Origin of the sequence: uncultured Psychroserpens sp., assembly GCF_947492715.1 — a bacterium.
Lineage (GTDB): Bacteria > Bacteroidota > Bacteroidia > Flavobacteriales > Flavobacteriaceae > Psychroserpens.
The window spans coordinates 152,224-167,135 of sequence record NZ_CANLNS010000006.1 but is presented as its reverse complement, the minus strand read 5'-3'; the positions used below and the strand labels follow the sequence as shown (position 1 = coordinate 167,135).

Genomic DNA, 14,912 nt, shown 5'->3' with positions numbered 1-14,912 from the left:
AATTATTGGTATGCATTTTGTTTAAAGAGACGTATGAAATATTTATATATTTTTCTGTTAGTTCCAATATTAAGTTTTGGCCAAGCATCAACATTAAATAATGCTAGGACACTTCTTGATGCCAAAAAATTTGAAAAAGCAGAGCAGTTACTTTCAACGTATGTAAAAGCACATCAAAATGACAAAGAAGGGCTTGAGTTATTAGGAGATGCTTATGGTCATCAGAAAAAATGGGACGAAGCAGCTACACACTATAAAAAATTAACAAAGCTCGAGTCTAGCAATGCAAACTTTCATTATAAATATGGAGGAGCATTAGGAATGAAGGCCCTGAGTGTAAGTAAAATAAAGGCATTAGGGATTATTGGAGATGTTAAATCAGCTTTTTTAAAAGCGGCAGAGTTAGATCCAAAACATATTGATACACGCTGGGCGCTGGTTGAACTTTATATGCAATTACCTGGTATAATTGGTGGAAGTAAGAGCAAATCTCTAAAATATGCGAAAGAATTAGAAGCCTTGTCTAAGGTAGACGGGTATTTAGCTAAAGGTTATATATATGAGTATGATGATGAGCCAGAATTAGCCGAGAAATATTATAAATTGGCTATTAATGTAGGAGGTTCTCTAACCTGCTATGATAAACTTACCAAACTCTATGAAAAAGAGAACCAGCCTGAAAAAGCTATTGCTAATTTAGAATCTTCTGGTAAAAAACATCAACGTAATGCCATGCATTATCAAATTGGAAAAGTCTGTGCAGAATATAATATTCAACTCGATAAAGGAAGAAACTGCCTGCTAACTTATATTGAAAATTATTCGGCAAAAGATGGTGTGCCAAAGGCATGGGCTTACTATCGATTGGCCCAAATCTACAAGAACAAAGGTCAAAAGAAAGAAGCACTAAAATGGATTGATAAAGCCATGTTGAGTTTGCCAAAGATCAAAGTTTTTAAAAAGGAAAAGCAAAAGATTCAAAAGCTATAATTTCTGTATAAAATCTTCTGAGATAGTTCGTTCATTTTAACGCTTCAATTAGTATATTTGAAGGTCTAAAATTCAGTAAATGAACGTACATTTTATAGCTATTGGAGGTAGTGCAATGCACAACTTGGCTTTGGCTCTGCACAATAAAGGATATCAGGTATCGGGAAGTGATGATACTATTTTTGAACCTTCAAAATCAAGATTAGATGCTAAGGGATTGCTACCAGAATCTTTTGGTTGGTTTCCAGAAAAAATCACATCTCATTTAGACGCTATTGTTTTAGGAATGCATGCTAAGGCTGATAACCCAGAATTATTAAAAGCGCAAGAGCTCAATTTGAAAATATACAGTTACCCTGAATTTTTGTTTGAGCAATCTAAAAACAAAACACGTGTTGTGATTGGAGGGAGTCATGGGAAGACAACGATTACTTCCATGATTTTACATGTTATGCATTATCATGATAGAGATGTCGATTACATGGTTGGAGCGCAACTTGAAGGTTTTGATGTCATGGTAAAATTAACCGAAGACAATGATTTTATAGTGCTAGAAGGTGACGAGTACTTGAGCTCTCCAATAGATAGACGACCTAAATTCCATTTATACAAACCCAATATTGCCTTATTGAGTGGGATTGCGTGGGACCATATCAATGTGTTCCCAACGTATGATAATTATGTAGAACAGTTTTCAATTTTTGTAGATTCGATTGTTGAAGGTGGCAGCATCAACTATAACGAAGAAGATGAAGCAGTAAAACATGTTGTTGAGGCTAGCGAAAATACCATAAGAAAACTGGCTTATCATACGCCTGAGTATCGTGTTGAAAATGGGCAAACATTGCTTGCTACGCCAGAAGGTGATTTACCTATTGAAGTCTTTGGAAAGCATAACCTCAATAATTTGGCAGGTGCCAAATGGATTTGTCAGCATATGGGCATTGATGAAGATGATTTTTATGAGGCTATTTCAACATTTAAAGGCGCCAGTAAGCGACTGGAGAAAATTGCTGAAAGTTCTAAAAGCGTTGCTTACAAGGATTTTGCCCACTCGCCAAGTAAAGTTGAAGCCACAACAAATGCTGTAAAAGAGCAATATCAAAATAGAACTTTAGTGGCATGCCTAGAGCTACATACTTACAGCAGTTTGAATGCCGAGTTTTTAAAAGAGTATAAAGGTGCTTTAGATGCCGCCGATATTGCTGTTGTGTTTTATTCTCCGCATGCTGTAGAAATCAAGCAATTAGATGAGGTCACACACGACCAAATAGCTAATGCTTTTCAGCGAGATGATCTCATTATTTATACCAATCCAGACGATTTTAAGTCGTATCTCTTTTCTCAAGATTTTGATGATAAAGCATTATTGCTCATGAGTTCTGGAAATTACGGAGGCCTAGATTTTGACGAGGTGAAAGGACTTATTGTTTAAAATCTCGATCAAGATTCAATGTATTAGCGTATTAATTATTGTAACGTTTTGATTCAGGATTGTACTTATAATTATAAGCACGATTTATGAAATTCAACCGACGATTTTATGATGATCATATTAATCTTAGACAAATGTCTAAGCGTAGATTATTGGTTGCTATATTTATCGGACTTGCCTCTGGCGTTGTCATCTATAGTTTTTCTTATATCATACGTGAAGTGTCTAGAGTGATATCTTTTAGCTACGATCTCTACCCAAATATTCTAAATGAAACAGACAGGAATTTTTATAATTTATTCTTTGCCGGCTTATCGCTTATTTTGGGTAATTCAATAGCTCTAAGTTTTATATTTAGTCGACCTCAAAAATTGATGTCGAGGCGAGGTTTTAAACGAAAACGAATTGTAAACGAACAAATCTTCTTAGGCTTTAATTTTGCACATTGGTTTGCAAAATTGGGGTTCATGTTTGGAGCATTTGCAATATGCTGTGTAGAATATCCCATTTGGTCAGATTCTAGATATATAATAGCTGGGATTTTAATTATTGCTTTATACCTCGAATCATGGAAAACCTTAAATAAGGTTTTGAAAAGAAGAAAGTGGAAATTTATGTTAGTACACGCCATAGTACTTTGTCTACTTTCATTAGGGTTGAGTAGAGTTAATTTGACTAATTATAAAGCCATAGATCAAATAGCCTTAGAAGCTAATCCTGTTGTAGATCTGCCAACGTCATTTTATTATCGTGATACGCAATGGAGATATCCTCAAATTGATTTTAAGGTGATAAAGAATAATGATGGAAAAATCGTTATAAAAAATGAAGAAGGTAATACCATCGAAATGCACAAAATCCCTAGTGAAATTGCAAGAAAAAGTTTATGGTTTAGGGAAGAATTACGAGACTATTTAGAGATTAGACTGTCTATAGACAAGACCATAAAACTCAATTATGTTAAACAAATAGAGGCAAACTTATACGCTTCGGGGTATTATATGGTGGGCTATGTTGTTTATAATGAGAACCCCTATACAAGAAATTACAATCAGCAGAGTTTTAGAAATTTTATAACAAATCATGTGCTTCAATTTAGACCAGGAGATGCTTCATCTTATCCACCAATTCCTGAGCCGTTTCTGAATAATAGGTCATTTAAAGATAGTTTGAATGTCCACGTTGGAAATGAGATTGTAATAGATAGTCTTGTAGTTCCTCACGCTATGTTGATTAGAAAATTTAAAAATTATATTTCCAAAGAGACTGTTGTTAATTATATCATTTCAGAAGAAACGACATATCAAGAGTATATTACAGCGCTGTCTGCTCAATTTAGGGCAGCTCACGATTTACGAGAAAAAGAGCAAACTGTATTTGATGAATTTAAAAGCAGCGAGGCTTATATTGATGAACGGGAAGAGCTTAGATATAAGTACCCAATAAATACGATTGATACTTATAAAAGAAATAATTTATAGGATTGTAATAAACTAAATTTTATAGCGTTATTCTTACAACAACCAAACCAACTCATTCTATACTACACTTTTACGTTTACTAATTATTAACCAAAACCATTAATTATTATGAAACGTATTCTTTTCTGCATATGCTTTACCGCATGCCTTTTTTCTTGTTCGAACGATGCTACAACCACTCCTGAAATTCAAGAGGACAATTTTTATGCTTTAACGGTTGGCAATTCATGGGTTTATAAGAATTACAGGTATAACCCTCAAACCGAAGTTTATGATGATACAGGAGTTATTGATTCTGTTAGTATTGTTGCTACCGAAGATATTTCAGGAAACACATATTTCAAGTTTAGAAGACTAACAACAGGAAATGAAGAAGGCATTACCTTTTGTAATGCAAACGGAGAACATTTTGAGTATTTAAGAGAAACCAATGGCAATTTAGTAACGAGTGTGGGCGATGTAAAGTTCACGAATAATGATTTTTCAGTTAGGGTTTTGAGCGAAAACAATTGGGGAAATATCGTAGAGCAACTAGCTGAAGGGGAAAGCACTTTAGATGTTGAAGCGGGAACATTTACTTGCGTTAATTCTCAACGTTATGCCATATTACCAGATGGCAATAACTCTCCAGCGGTAGATTATTTTTATTATGCAGATGGTTTCGGTTTAATCTATGACACATCATCTTTTGTAAGTAGTGATATACCATCAGTTATAAGACGTTTAGATAGCTATTCTATTGCAGAGTAGTATAGCTTAGTAGAAAAAAAAAAGCCACGATTTAAGTCGTGGCTTTTTTTTATTGATATATAGCTTTTAATTTACAGTAAGATCAATTTCTCTTACGGTTGAAGCATTGTCTTCATTGATATTAAATATTTCTGTTCTAACCACAACATTATCAATAGAAATAGTTAGCACAGCTGTATAGTCTGTCCAACTAGTACCACCTCCAGAAGAGGCACTGTACGTTCCGTTTTCTAGAAATGTTAATTTAAAATAGATACCGCTTTCTAACTCCACTTGAGCATAGGTGCGACTATATGGTAAATTTTCTACCTCTTCGGTTTCTGTATCATTATTAATAGTTGTCGTGATAATACCCTCAGTATTTCTTGTTGTTGTTACTTCAAATTTAATATTTGAAATCGTTGGTCCATCTGGTTCTGCACCAGAGTCACTATCATCTGGAAGGCATGAGTAAGTAATGCTACACACAAATAGCATTAGTAATAAAATCTTTTTCATTGTTCTTGAGTTTGCTTTTGTTTTAAATATAAAACGAAATTCGGACATTTTTATGATATAGCAAATTTATCTGATGTGAAATTAACATTTCAACTAGAAACCGAGATGGTGGTTTTAATCCTGCTAAAGCCTATTTTCTAAAACAATTTGAGGTTTGTGTATTGACCCATTTGGGCAGATTTGTTTTGGGTCTAGGCGTTTAAAATACGTTGTCTAAAAACTGTTTAATACTCTCTTGGTTTGCTCTTATAAGCTCCTCACGAGCATAAGTGGTATCACTAGGTTTTTTTATCTTGCGACAGCTTAAATTTTCCTTCCCAATGCGTAATGCTAATCTCAAACATTTTGATGTAATCAAGATTACGATCTAGTCTCGGGTTATCTGGTTCTAACACATACTTATAATCTGGCGCCTCTAAAAATTCTGTCATTGAAATTAATGATTGTTTTAAAGCCTCTTTACTTTCAATAGCGTCAACATGTCCTTTGAGATGAACTTTTATGTAATTCCATGTAGGTAATTGAGTTGTTCCATAGACACTAGGTGAGATATAACATTCTGGCCCAGAAAATAAGAGCGTTACCTCATTACCGTTTTTTAACAAATTAGCCTGTGGATTATAGACGTCAATGTGACCAACCAGCTTTCCGTTTTTAAATATTAGGGGTAAATGTGTAATTAAAGGTTGGTTGTTTTCAACAGAAATTACAGTCGCAAGAGGATAGGTTTTTATAACCTCAATCAAGTGATTTTGGTCATTATCTTGATGATATTTAGGAGGATAATTCAATTTTCAAATGTTTTAGGTTTGTTCAAGTTATACACCAAACTGTCTAAAGTGATGATCTAAATGTTTGTATTGCATTTGTCCCCATTGCTCAGCTGTGAAGTAACCAAAGGCAGGATGTGGATTCCATTCGCTTTTAACACGTTGCGCATGAGTTTCATCGATGAGCTCTGCAAGTTTAGCTTTTTCATTAGCAAAATTTTTGTCCTCTGTAGGTTTTAAAAACTTGGCCGTAGGTAATCCTTTCCGCCATGGCTTGTCGTTGTAAAGTGATTTTTTAAAAAACATCTTGGCAAACCAACTGGGTTTCATTCCATAGTTGTTTTTTTCAAGCATAATATTAAAAGGACCTTGACAATGCCATGTCATTTGTGCAACATTCATTTTACCCCAATTGGCTTGAGAATTCTCATTGAGCTGTTCGAGTCTGTCCATAATTTCCTGATGTGCCTCAGTATTGAATATAGATTTCATAAAGTGTAGTATTTTTTCTATATAATGCATTATATTTATACTCTAGAAAGTTACAATATATCTTTATAAGATGACTCAAAAATATGGTTCATTTTCAATAAAAAATTGGTCACAGGATGATCAACCACGAGAAAAACTTAGAGATAAGGGGTTACCAGCCTTAAGCGATGCCGAATTGATTGCCATACTTATTGGTTCTGGAAATAGAGAAGAAAGCGCTGTTGATTTGTGTAAGCGAATCTTGAGTAGTGTTGATTATAACCTAAACGCCCTCGGAAAATTAACATTAAAACAATTAATGGCCTTTAAAGGTATTGGTGAGGCTAAAGCTATTTCAGTTGTTGCAGCCTTAGAATTAGGGAGACGTAGGAGAGGAGGTGAAGCCTTGTTGCAAAATAAAATCACTTCTAGTCACTCGGTCTTTGAATTGATGCAACCGATAATTGGAGAATTGCCTCATGAAGAATTTTGGATAATTTATCTCAATAATGCTAATAAAGTGATTCAAAAACAGCAATTGAGCAAAGGCGGCATAACAGGAACCTTGGTCGACGTACGTTTAGTAATGAAAACAGCCTTAGAGTCTGGTGCTGTTGGTTTAATACTAACGCATAATCACCCTTCTGGTAATTTAAAACCGAGCATAGCCGATAAAAATCTCACTCAAAAATTGAAGCTAGCCGCTCAAAGTTTAGATATTAAGGTCTTAGATCACTTAATTATCACAGAAAAAGCATATTTTAGTTTCGCAGATGAAAACCTGCTTTAAAACTAAAGAGACTATTGCTACTCGTTTATACTCATAAAATTACACCTCGACTCCGTTTTGCTTTTAAACACCTTTGTACAAGGGTTCTAGGTATACCTGTGTCATTTACAACAACCATTGAGGAGTTTATAGCGCACGATAGTTTAAAAATGTCTTATACAAGACAGCCATTGAGCCATGAGATTTTTATAAGAAATCACGAGTTGTTATTTGAACAAGGTTTGTCAGATATAGATATTAATGTTCAAGATTGGGACGATACCAAATGCTTTTTTTCAACAGGTGAAAAGAGTGCTTTACCGTTTGATATTTTTGCAGCGTCGTTTTATTTGTTAAGTCGTTATGAGGAATACCTTCCGCATGTTAAAGATGAATTTGGTCGATTTACGGCCACAGAAAGTATAGCGTATAAGGAAGATTTTTTGCATCAACCAGTAGTAGATATTTGGGCCTATAAGTTCAAAGCAATATTAGAACAGAAATTCGAAGACTTCAAATTTCCAGAGCGTACTTATAACATACAACCTGTTATAGACGTACCTATGGCGTACTACTTTAAACAGAAAGGATTAATGCGTACAGTTGGAGGTACAATTAATGATTTATTTAGATTCAAGTTAAGACGATTTTATCAACGATTTTTAGTACTGTTTGGCTTTCAACGAGATCCGTATGATACTTTTAAGTGGATTATAAATAAACAAAAACAGTGCGATTTTAAGTTTATTGTTTTTTTTCTAATTGGAGATTATTCTACTTTCGATAAGAACATAAATATTAATAAAAAGAAATTTGTGTCGCTTATCAAATCTATTACAGATTATTGTAAGGTTGGACTTAAGGCTTCTTATTTTTCATTAGATAGTATTGCCATTCTGAAAAAAGAAAAGAAGAAAATGGAGTTTGTTACAAACTATGAGTTAGATGCCACCCGAAATTCGTTTTCTAAAATCAATTTGCCTAACTCGTACCGCAACCTTATAGAGTTAGAGATAAAGAATGATTTCACCATGGGTTATCTCAATCATTTAGGTTTTAGAGCTGGCACCTGTACACCGTTTTTGTTTTATGATCTCGATTATGAAATGCGAACACCTTTGCTAATTCATTCATTTCATTGTTTAGACCACGCCTTGCTTAAATACCAATCGCAATTAGATAAAGCTCAAGAATTGCAGCGACTTATTGATACCGTTAAAGGAGTGAATGGAACATTTACACCAGTGTTTCATAATTATTGTTTTGGAAGCGATGTGAGGTGGAAAGGATTTAGACAATTATTTACTCAAATTTTAAAATCACGACATGAAAATTGAAGGGGTAAAACATATATTTTTTGACTTAGATCATACGCTTTGGGATTTTGATAAGAATTCGGCATTAACATTTAAAAAGATCTTTGAAATACATAAATTAGATATTAATGCAAGAGAATTTTTAACGGCTTATGAGCCCATTAACCTCAGTTATTGGAAACTTTATAGGGAAGAAAAAATTGATAAACGGAGCCTGAGATATAAACGATTAAAAGATTCATTTGATGCGGTAAATTATACTGTAACAGACGATGTTATTAATCAATTATCTGAAGATTATATTACATACCTAACTTCGTTTAATCACCTATTTGATGGTGCCATCTCTATTTTGGAGCATTTGCAAGAAAACTATCAATTGCACATTATTACCAATGGCTTCGAAGAGGCACAACAGAAAAAAATGGATAATGCCAATATTGCTAAATATTTTAAAACCATAACAAACTCTGAAAGAGCAGGTGTTAAGAAACCTAACCCTATCATTTTTAACCATGCCCTGAACTTAGCCAATGCAAAGCCTAATGAAAGTTTAATGATTGGAGATAACTATGAAGCTGACATTTTAGGAGCATTGGATGTGGGGTTAGATGTAATTTTATACAATTATCACGACTATAAAACTATAGATCATATTAAACAGGTAAAACGACTTGAAGATTTAAAAAAGTATTTGTGATATACTTAACTGTCGGGATTTTCGTTTAAGTACTAAGCCTAAGTCATTATGAAAAAGCCTAAGTTCTTATTGTTAGTTACTATAATAGCAAGTATTCTTCTATGCTCTTCTTGCGTGAGTGATGTAGATTTTGACCAAGCTGAGAACATCTTACCGACTCCAGTTTTTGAAGCCAGTTTAATTTTTTCTAACCTCGAAGGGCCTAGCTTTGTTGATGATGTTACTCAAGATGAGGTCTTAATTTTAACAGATACAACACGACTTGAATATATCAATTCAGACTTTTTTGTTGATCAACTCGCCAAAACTGAATTAACCTTTGAATTTACCAATAGCATAGATCGAAATTTTAATATCGATTTAGTTTTTGTTACTGATGCCGATGAACAGCGCTATTTAGCTCAAATTGATGTGCCTTCTGGTCAATATGACGCACCTATAGAGGTAACTTCTAGTTTTTTAATCGAAGAACCAGAACTCAGTACTTTTGAAGAAGCTACAAAGTTAATCTACAGGATAACATTGCCAGCAAGTACCAATCCCATTGATGCTACAACTTTAGGATCATTGAAATTGGAATCTAAGGCCACTTTTTATTTCGAATTATAAATGAATGCGTCTAAAAATAACCTACATAGCATTATTGCTTTCAGTATTGGCAATTGGCCAGAACAAAGAGCTATTGTATGATTTTAATGACCTGCCTCAAACGTTAAATCAAAATCCAGGTGCTCTCGTATCTTTTGACAAGCACTTTGGAATCCCTTTATTATCACAATTTCACTTAAATGTTGGTAGCTCAGGTATTTCGGCTTATGATATTTTTAAAGACGATGGTGTAAATATTAATACGAAAATTAGAAACGCCATTTTTTTTCTCTCTAAAAGAGATTATTTTACACTTAACCAGCAGTTAGAGGTTATTAATGGTGGATGGAGAAAAAATGAAACCACATATTTTTCATATGGTATATATGAGGAGGCCGATATCATTGCATATTTCCCTAAAGATCTTGCAATTTTACTTTGGGATGGAAATGCAGATTATATTGGACAATCATTTTCCTTAGGAGATGTGAGTTTTAAAGGGGAGGTTTTATCTGTGTTTCATTTTGGAATCAACAAGCAAGTAAGCAAAAAATTAACCATTGGAGCCAGAGCAAAGTTGTATTCAAGTATTGCAAATGTAAACAGTACAAATAACTCTGGAACATTTACAACGCGTCCAAGTACAACAGGCGATAATGTATATGAACACGTGTTTCAGTTTTTGGATGGAAAAGCGCAGACCTCAGGAATTGCTTCCCTCTTGGCTGATGATAATTCTGATATTAAAGAGGATATAAAAACGCTTAGAAAACGCGTTTTTCTAGGTGGTAATTTAGGCTTAGGTGTTGATGTAGGGTTTACATATCAACCCAAAGAACAACATGTCATTACTGGTAGCTTGTTAGATCTAGGTGCTGTTTTTCATACTAAAGATGTCGAAACGTATCATCTCAATGGAAGTTATACAACAGAAGGAGTTGAGCTCGTGTTTCCGCCTTTAATTAATGCCGAAGGAACAACGCCATATTGGCAAAATTTGGAAGATGAGTTTGACGAAAATATAAAAATAGATACACTAAAAGGTAATTATGTAACATGGCGTTCAACAAAATTCAATGCATCTTATCGTTATAATTTTGGAAAGGAGAATGGGGAAGATTGTGATTGTTACGCAGGGAAAAAGCCTTATCAAAATGCCGTAGGTTTGCAATTATTTTCAATATTTAGACCAAGGCAACCTCAGTTTGCGGCTACAGCATTTTACTACCGCAGGTTATTTGATTTTTTAAGACTTAAACTCACCTATACAGTGGATGATTTTTCTTACCATAACATAGGTTTAGGAGCTTCTTTTCATATCGGTAGTTTTAATATGTACTTCATGGGTAATAATTTATCCGAATTGCAAAATATTTCTAGAGCACAAAGTGTATCTTTACAATTCGGAATAAACCTAATTTTTGATTCAGATGAATAGAATACTTTTTTTTATTGCCTTTAGCTTTATATTTCAGTTTGGTACTTACGCTCAAGATGCGATTAATAACTATAAATATATTATTGTTCCTACACAGTATGATTTTCAAAAATCTGAAGATCAATATCAATTGAACTCCTTAACCAAATTTTTGTTTAACAAACATGGTTATCAAGCATATTTGCAAAGTGATGAGTTTCCTAGTGATTTAGGAGCAGACAACTGTATGGCACTCAAAGCTATTTTAAAGGATGTAAAAGGTGGGTTTCTAGTAACTAAAATTCAGATCGATTTGGTGGATTGTAAAAATAACACCGTTGCAACATCTGTAATAGGTATTACTAAAATTAAGAACTATAAAAAAGCGTATACTAAGGCTACTAGAGATGCTTTTATTACGTATCAAGACTTTGATTATAAGTATAACGGAAGTTCAGAAAGCAAAACAACTAACGTTGAAGCTGTGAAAGAAAAAGCGGCCGAAACTAAAGTTGATAGTAAAGAAACACTTGAAGTCGTAGAATCTGAAATCAAAGCAGCTGATGAGAAGGTTAAAATTCCTGATGAAATTGAAATCATCGAAGAGGAGGAGGAGCCTGTTATTACTTCCGAAGTGGTGGATAAAAAAGACATATTATATGCGCAACCTATTGACAATGGATTTCAAATTGTAGATACAGAGCCTAAGAAGGTCATGATGTTATTGTACTCTGGTTCTCCCGATATGTATATTGTTCAGGGCAAAGATGCTGTTGTTTATAGAAATGAAAGCGGATGGGTTTATGCCGAAAATGATGGAAACCGTCTTCGTGTTAAAAAAATTAATCTGAAATTTTAATAATCATATTTACCTCTCCACCGCGATTTTAAAAATTCGCGTTGGGCATTTTCTCGCGCGTTGTTTCCAGGCTTATAGAGCGTTGTGTTTTTAATTTCTTCTGGTAAAAATTCATGCGGAACAAAGTTGTTCTCGTATTTATGTGCGTATTGATAATTATCTCCATAACCCAATTCTTTCATCAATTTTGTAGGTGCATTTCTAATAGATAATGGTACAGAGAGGTCACCAGTTTCTTTTACCAATTGTTGGGCTTTTCCAATCGCTTCATAGGCTGCATTACTCTTAGGAGATGTAGCGAGATAGGTTGTACACTGACTTAAGATAATCCGAGACTCTGGGTAACCAATAACAGAAACAGCCTGAAATGCGTTATTAGCTATAACCAAAGCTGTAGGGTTAGCATTACCAATGTCTTCACTCGCCAAGATAAGTAATCGTCGTGCTATAAACTTAACATCTTCACCACCTTCTATCATGCGAGCTAACCAATACACAGCGGCATTTGGATCACTACCTCGTATAGATTTTATAAATGCCGAAATAATATCATAATGTTGGTCGCCTGTTTTGTCATAACGTACAGTATTGCTTTGTACGCGTTTAGAAACGACATCATTTGTAATGACAATGGCCTCTTTTTCATCAAAAGAAGTAACAATAAGCTCAAAAATATTTAATAGTTTTCTAGCATCGCCGCCAGATAGTCTTATTAAGGCTTCGGTTTCTTTAAGCGTAATATTTCGTTTTGATAAAAGATTATCTTCTTTCAGTGCACGATGCAATAAGGCTTCTAGATCACTTTTTTCGAAAGAGTTTAAAATATAAACCTGACATCGCGATAATAGGGCAGGAATAACTTCAAAACTTGGATTTTCAGTTGTAGCACCAATTAAAGTCACCCAGCCTTTTTCTACTGCTTGTAATAAAGAATCTTGCTGCGACTTACTAAAACGATGGATTTCATCAATAAATAAAATGGGATTCTTGGTAGTAAACAAACCACCACTTTGCTTGGCTTTGTCTATAACCTCTCTAATATCTTTAACACCTGAGTTGATGGCACTTAAAGTATAAAAAGGACGTTGAGATTCATTAGCAACGATATTGGCAAGTGTTGTTTTTCCCGTCCCTGGAGGTCCCCAGAAAATCATTGATGCAATAACACCTTGATTTAATTGTTGGGTTAAAACGCCAGTTTTGCCAACTAAATGCGACTGACTTAAATAATCATCAAGAGTTTGTGGCCTTAATCGTTCTGCTAGAGGTTCATTCATAATGTAAAATTACAAAAAACAGAGGTGACAATATTTCATAGTTTTAATAAATGGACAGTATTTTGATATTAAAGTTTTAAATTAGATCATGGCTATGAGTAATAACCAACAACATTTTAAATATTCTACGGGAGTTATTGCCTATCCTATTGCTTTCGTGCTTTCCATTTGGATCGTATTTTGGTTGCAAGTCCGCTTTTTTCCATCTATTAAACGCATGGGAGTTTACCCTCAAGAATTAGAAGGTTTGCTAGGCATTTTTACAAGTCCGTTTATTCATGCAGATATAGAGCATCTGTATCATAATAGTATTCCATTGTTTATCTTGTCTGTAGCCTTATTTTACTTCTATAGGAAGATATCATGGAAAGTCTTGTTTTTTGGCATTGTACTTTCTGGGTTGTTTACGTGGGTTATTGGTAGACCAGCAAACCATATTGGGGCAAGTGGATTGGTGTATGTGCTAGTAAGTTTTATTTTTTTTAAAGGCATATTTGCAAGACACTTTAGACTTGTTGCCTTATCTCTTATTATCATTTTTCTCTACGGAAGTATGATTTGGTACGCATTTCCTGTAAAAGATGGTATGTCATGGGAAGGACATCTTGGAGGTCTTATTTCAGGTTTCATTTTTGCCGTTATTTTTAGAAAAGCTATTGCTAAGCCTGAACGTTACGTTTGGCAACAACCAGATTATAATGAAGAGGATGATCCCTTTTTGAAACATTTCGATGAAAACGGAAACTTTATTGAAAATTTAGAGCCAGAAGTAGAGGAGGAGGCTATTTCCGAAGAAAACGAGAAGCCATCGATTACGTATACATTTAAAAAGAATAACGATTAAAGACGTTGTCTAACGGCCTCGTATAAAAATGCACCACAAGCTACAGAAACATTTAGCGACTCAATATCACCTAAAAGTGGAAGTTTCGCTTTATCATCTGCTATTTTAAGCACTGAAGGATTAATGCCTCTACCCTCAGACCCCATAATAATTGCACAAGGTTCTTTAAATGAAACGTCATAAATTGTATGATCTGTCTTTTCGGTAGCAGCAATAACTTTAATACCACTGGCTTGCATATAAAATACGGCATCTTTAATATGGTCTACCTTACAAATAGGCATTTTGAAAAGCGCACCAGCACTGGTTTTGATGGCGTCTCCGTTTACGGGAGCACCACCTTTCTTTTGAATGATTATACCAGAAACACCTGTGCATTCGGCGGTACGAACAATAGCACCAAAATTACGAACGTCACTAAGTTGATCCAATAATAAAAAGAGTGGCGTTTTTCCAGATTCGATAACGTTCATTACTAAATTTTCAATATCATAAAATGAAATAGGAGCAATTTGAGCAATAACACCTTGATGATTTTTTTTAGATAAACGATTGAGCTTTTCAACTGGAACGTAAGAACTATTTAAACGCTCCTTTTTTAACAGTTGTTCTAGCTCTGTAAATAACTCACCTCGTAATCCTTTTTGTAAAAAAATTTTATCAATATTTTCTCCAGACTTTATGGCCTCAATTACAGCACGTATACCAAAAATGGTGGTTTCTTTTTCCATGGTTCAAAGGTATAAA

Annotated in this window: 16 protein-coding genes; 11 read left to right on the top strand and 5 right to left on the bottom strand. The window is 34.2% G+C overall.

Translation table 11 applies throughout. The features are described 5' to 3' along the window. Positions 1-33: 33 nt before the first annotated feature. From Q0787_RS15065 to Q0787_RS15050, 4 genes are all read left to right on the top strand, one after another. On the top strand, positions 34-990 hold the full coding sequence (locus Q0787_RS15065) for a tetratricopeptide repeat protein (RefSeq protein ID WP_298903659.1): 957 nt from the start codon (positions 34-36) through the stop codon (positions 988-990). A gap of 79 nt (positions 991-1,069) precedes the next feature. After that, positions 1,070-2,425, top strand: a complete 1,356-nt coding sequence (locus Q0787_RS15060; RefSeq protein WP_298903658.1) for a Mur ligase family protein — start codon at positions 1,070-1,072, stop codon at positions 2,423-2,425. An 86-nt stretch (positions 2,426-2,511) separates the two neighbouring features. Next, positions 2,512-3,906 (top strand): hypothetical protein, encoded by a 1,395-nt coding sequence (locus tag Q0787_RS15055; protein ID WP_298903657.1) that lies wholly within the window; start codon positions 2,512-2,514, stop codon positions 3,904-3,906. A 108-nt stretch (positions 3,907-4,014) separates the two neighbouring features. Then, positions 4,015-4,656: a hypothetical protein gene (locus Q0787_RS15050; RefSeq protein WP_298903656.1), complete on the top strand. Its 642-nt coding sequence runs from the start codon at positions 4,015-4,017 to the stop codon at positions 4,654-4,656. Positions 4,657-4,722: 66 nt separating this feature from the next. On the opposite strand, the gene Q0787_RS15045 is transcribed toward Q0787_RS15050, so the two are convergent. From Q0787_RS15045 to Q0787_RS15035, 3 genes are all read right to left on the bottom strand, one after another. Further along, positions 4,723-5,154, bottom strand: coding sequence for a hypothetical protein (locus Q0787_RS15045; RefSeq protein WP_298903655.1), 432 nt, complete (start codon positions 5,152-5,154; stop codon positions 4,723-4,725). A gap of 278 nt (positions 5,155-5,432) precedes the next feature. After that, positions 5,433-5,945 (bottom strand): FMN-binding negative transcriptional regulator, encoded by a 513-nt coding sequence (locus Q0787_RS15040; RefSeq protein WP_298903654.1) that lies wholly within the window; start codon positions 5,943-5,945, stop codon positions 5,433-5,435. A gap of 27 nt (positions 5,946-5,972) precedes the next feature. Further along, the gene (locus tag Q0787_RS15035; RefSeq protein ID WP_298903653.1) at positions 5,973-6,416 is read right to left on the bottom strand and encodes a DUF1569 domain-containing protein; all 444 of its coding nucleotides are present in this window, start codon (positions 6,414-6,416) and stop codon (positions 5,973-5,975) included. A gap of 70 nt (positions 6,417-6,486) precedes the next feature. On the opposite strand from Q0787_RS15035, the gene radC reads away from it, so the two are divergent. From radC to Q0787_RS15005, 6 genes are all read left to right on the top strand, one after another. Next, positions 6,487-7,185, top strand: a complete 699-nt coding sequence (gene radC, locus Q0787_RS15030; protein ID WP_298903652.1) for a DNA repair protein RadC — start codon at positions 6,487-6,489, stop codon at positions 7,183-7,185. Between the two features lie 98 nt (positions 7,186-7,283). Continuing rightward, positions 7,284-8,501, top strand: a complete 1,218-nt coding sequence (locus tag Q0787_RS15025) for a polysaccharide deacetylase family protein (protein WP_298903651.1) — start codon at positions 7,284-7,286, stop codon at positions 8,499-8,501. Beyond that, on the top strand, positions 8,491-9,180 hold the full coding sequence (locus tag Q0787_RS15020; protein WP_298903650.1) for a YjjG family noncanonical pyrimidine nucleotidase: 690 nt from the start codon (positions 8,491-8,493) through the stop codon (positions 9,178-9,180). Before Q0787_RS15025 ends, Q0787_RS15020 begins: the two co-directional genes overlap by 11 nt. Before the next feature lie 48 nt (positions 9,181-9,228). Then, positions 9,229-9,789, top strand: coding sequence for a hypothetical protein (locus Q0787_RS15015; protein WP_298903649.1), 561 nt, complete (start codon positions 9,229-9,231; stop codon positions 9,787-9,789). Between the two features lie 4 nt (positions 9,790-9,793). Continuing rightward, positions 9,794-11,206 (top strand): DUF5723 family protein, encoded by a 1,413-nt coding sequence (locus Q0787_RS15010; protein ID WP_298903648.1) that lies wholly within the window; start codon positions 9,794-9,796, stop codon positions 11,204-11,206. Next, the gene (locus Q0787_RS15005) at positions 11,199-12,044 is read left to right on the top strand and encodes a hypothetical protein (protein ID WP_298903647.1); all 846 of its coding nucleotides are present in this window, start codon (positions 11,199-11,201) and stop codon (positions 12,042-12,044) included. The genes Q0787_RS15010 and Q0787_RS15005 overlap by 8 nt, the downstream gene beginning before the upstream one ends. Here Q0787_RS15005 and Q0787_RS15000 read toward each other — a convergent pair. Next, positions 12,041-13,321, bottom strand: coding sequence for a replication-associated recombination protein A (locus Q0787_RS15000; protein ID WP_298903646.1), 1,281 nt, complete (start codon positions 13,319-13,321; stop codon positions 12,041-12,043). The two genes, Q0787_RS15005 and Q0787_RS15000, sit on opposite strands and share 4 nt — an antisense overlap. A gap of 94 nt (positions 13,322-13,415) precedes the next feature. Between Q0787_RS15000 and Q0787_RS14995 the strand changes: the two genes are divergently transcribed. Further along, complete coding sequence (locus tag Q0787_RS14995; RefSeq protein WP_298903645.1) at positions 13,416-14,165, top strand: rhomboid family intramembrane serine protease; 750 nt, start codon at positions 13,416-13,418, stop codon at positions 14,163-14,165. Here the strand turns inward: Q0787_RS14995 and rlmB are convergent. Next, a complete protein-coding gene (rlmB, locus tag Q0787_RS14990) occupies positions 14,162-14,896 on the bottom strand; it encodes a 23S rRNA (guanosine(2251)-2'-O)-methyltransferase RlmB (RefSeq protein ID WP_298903644.1) in 735 nt (244 codons plus the stop codon). The two genes, Q0787_RS14995 and rlmB, sit on opposite strands and share 4 nt — an antisense overlap. Positions 14,897-14,912: the final 16 nt, after the last annotated feature.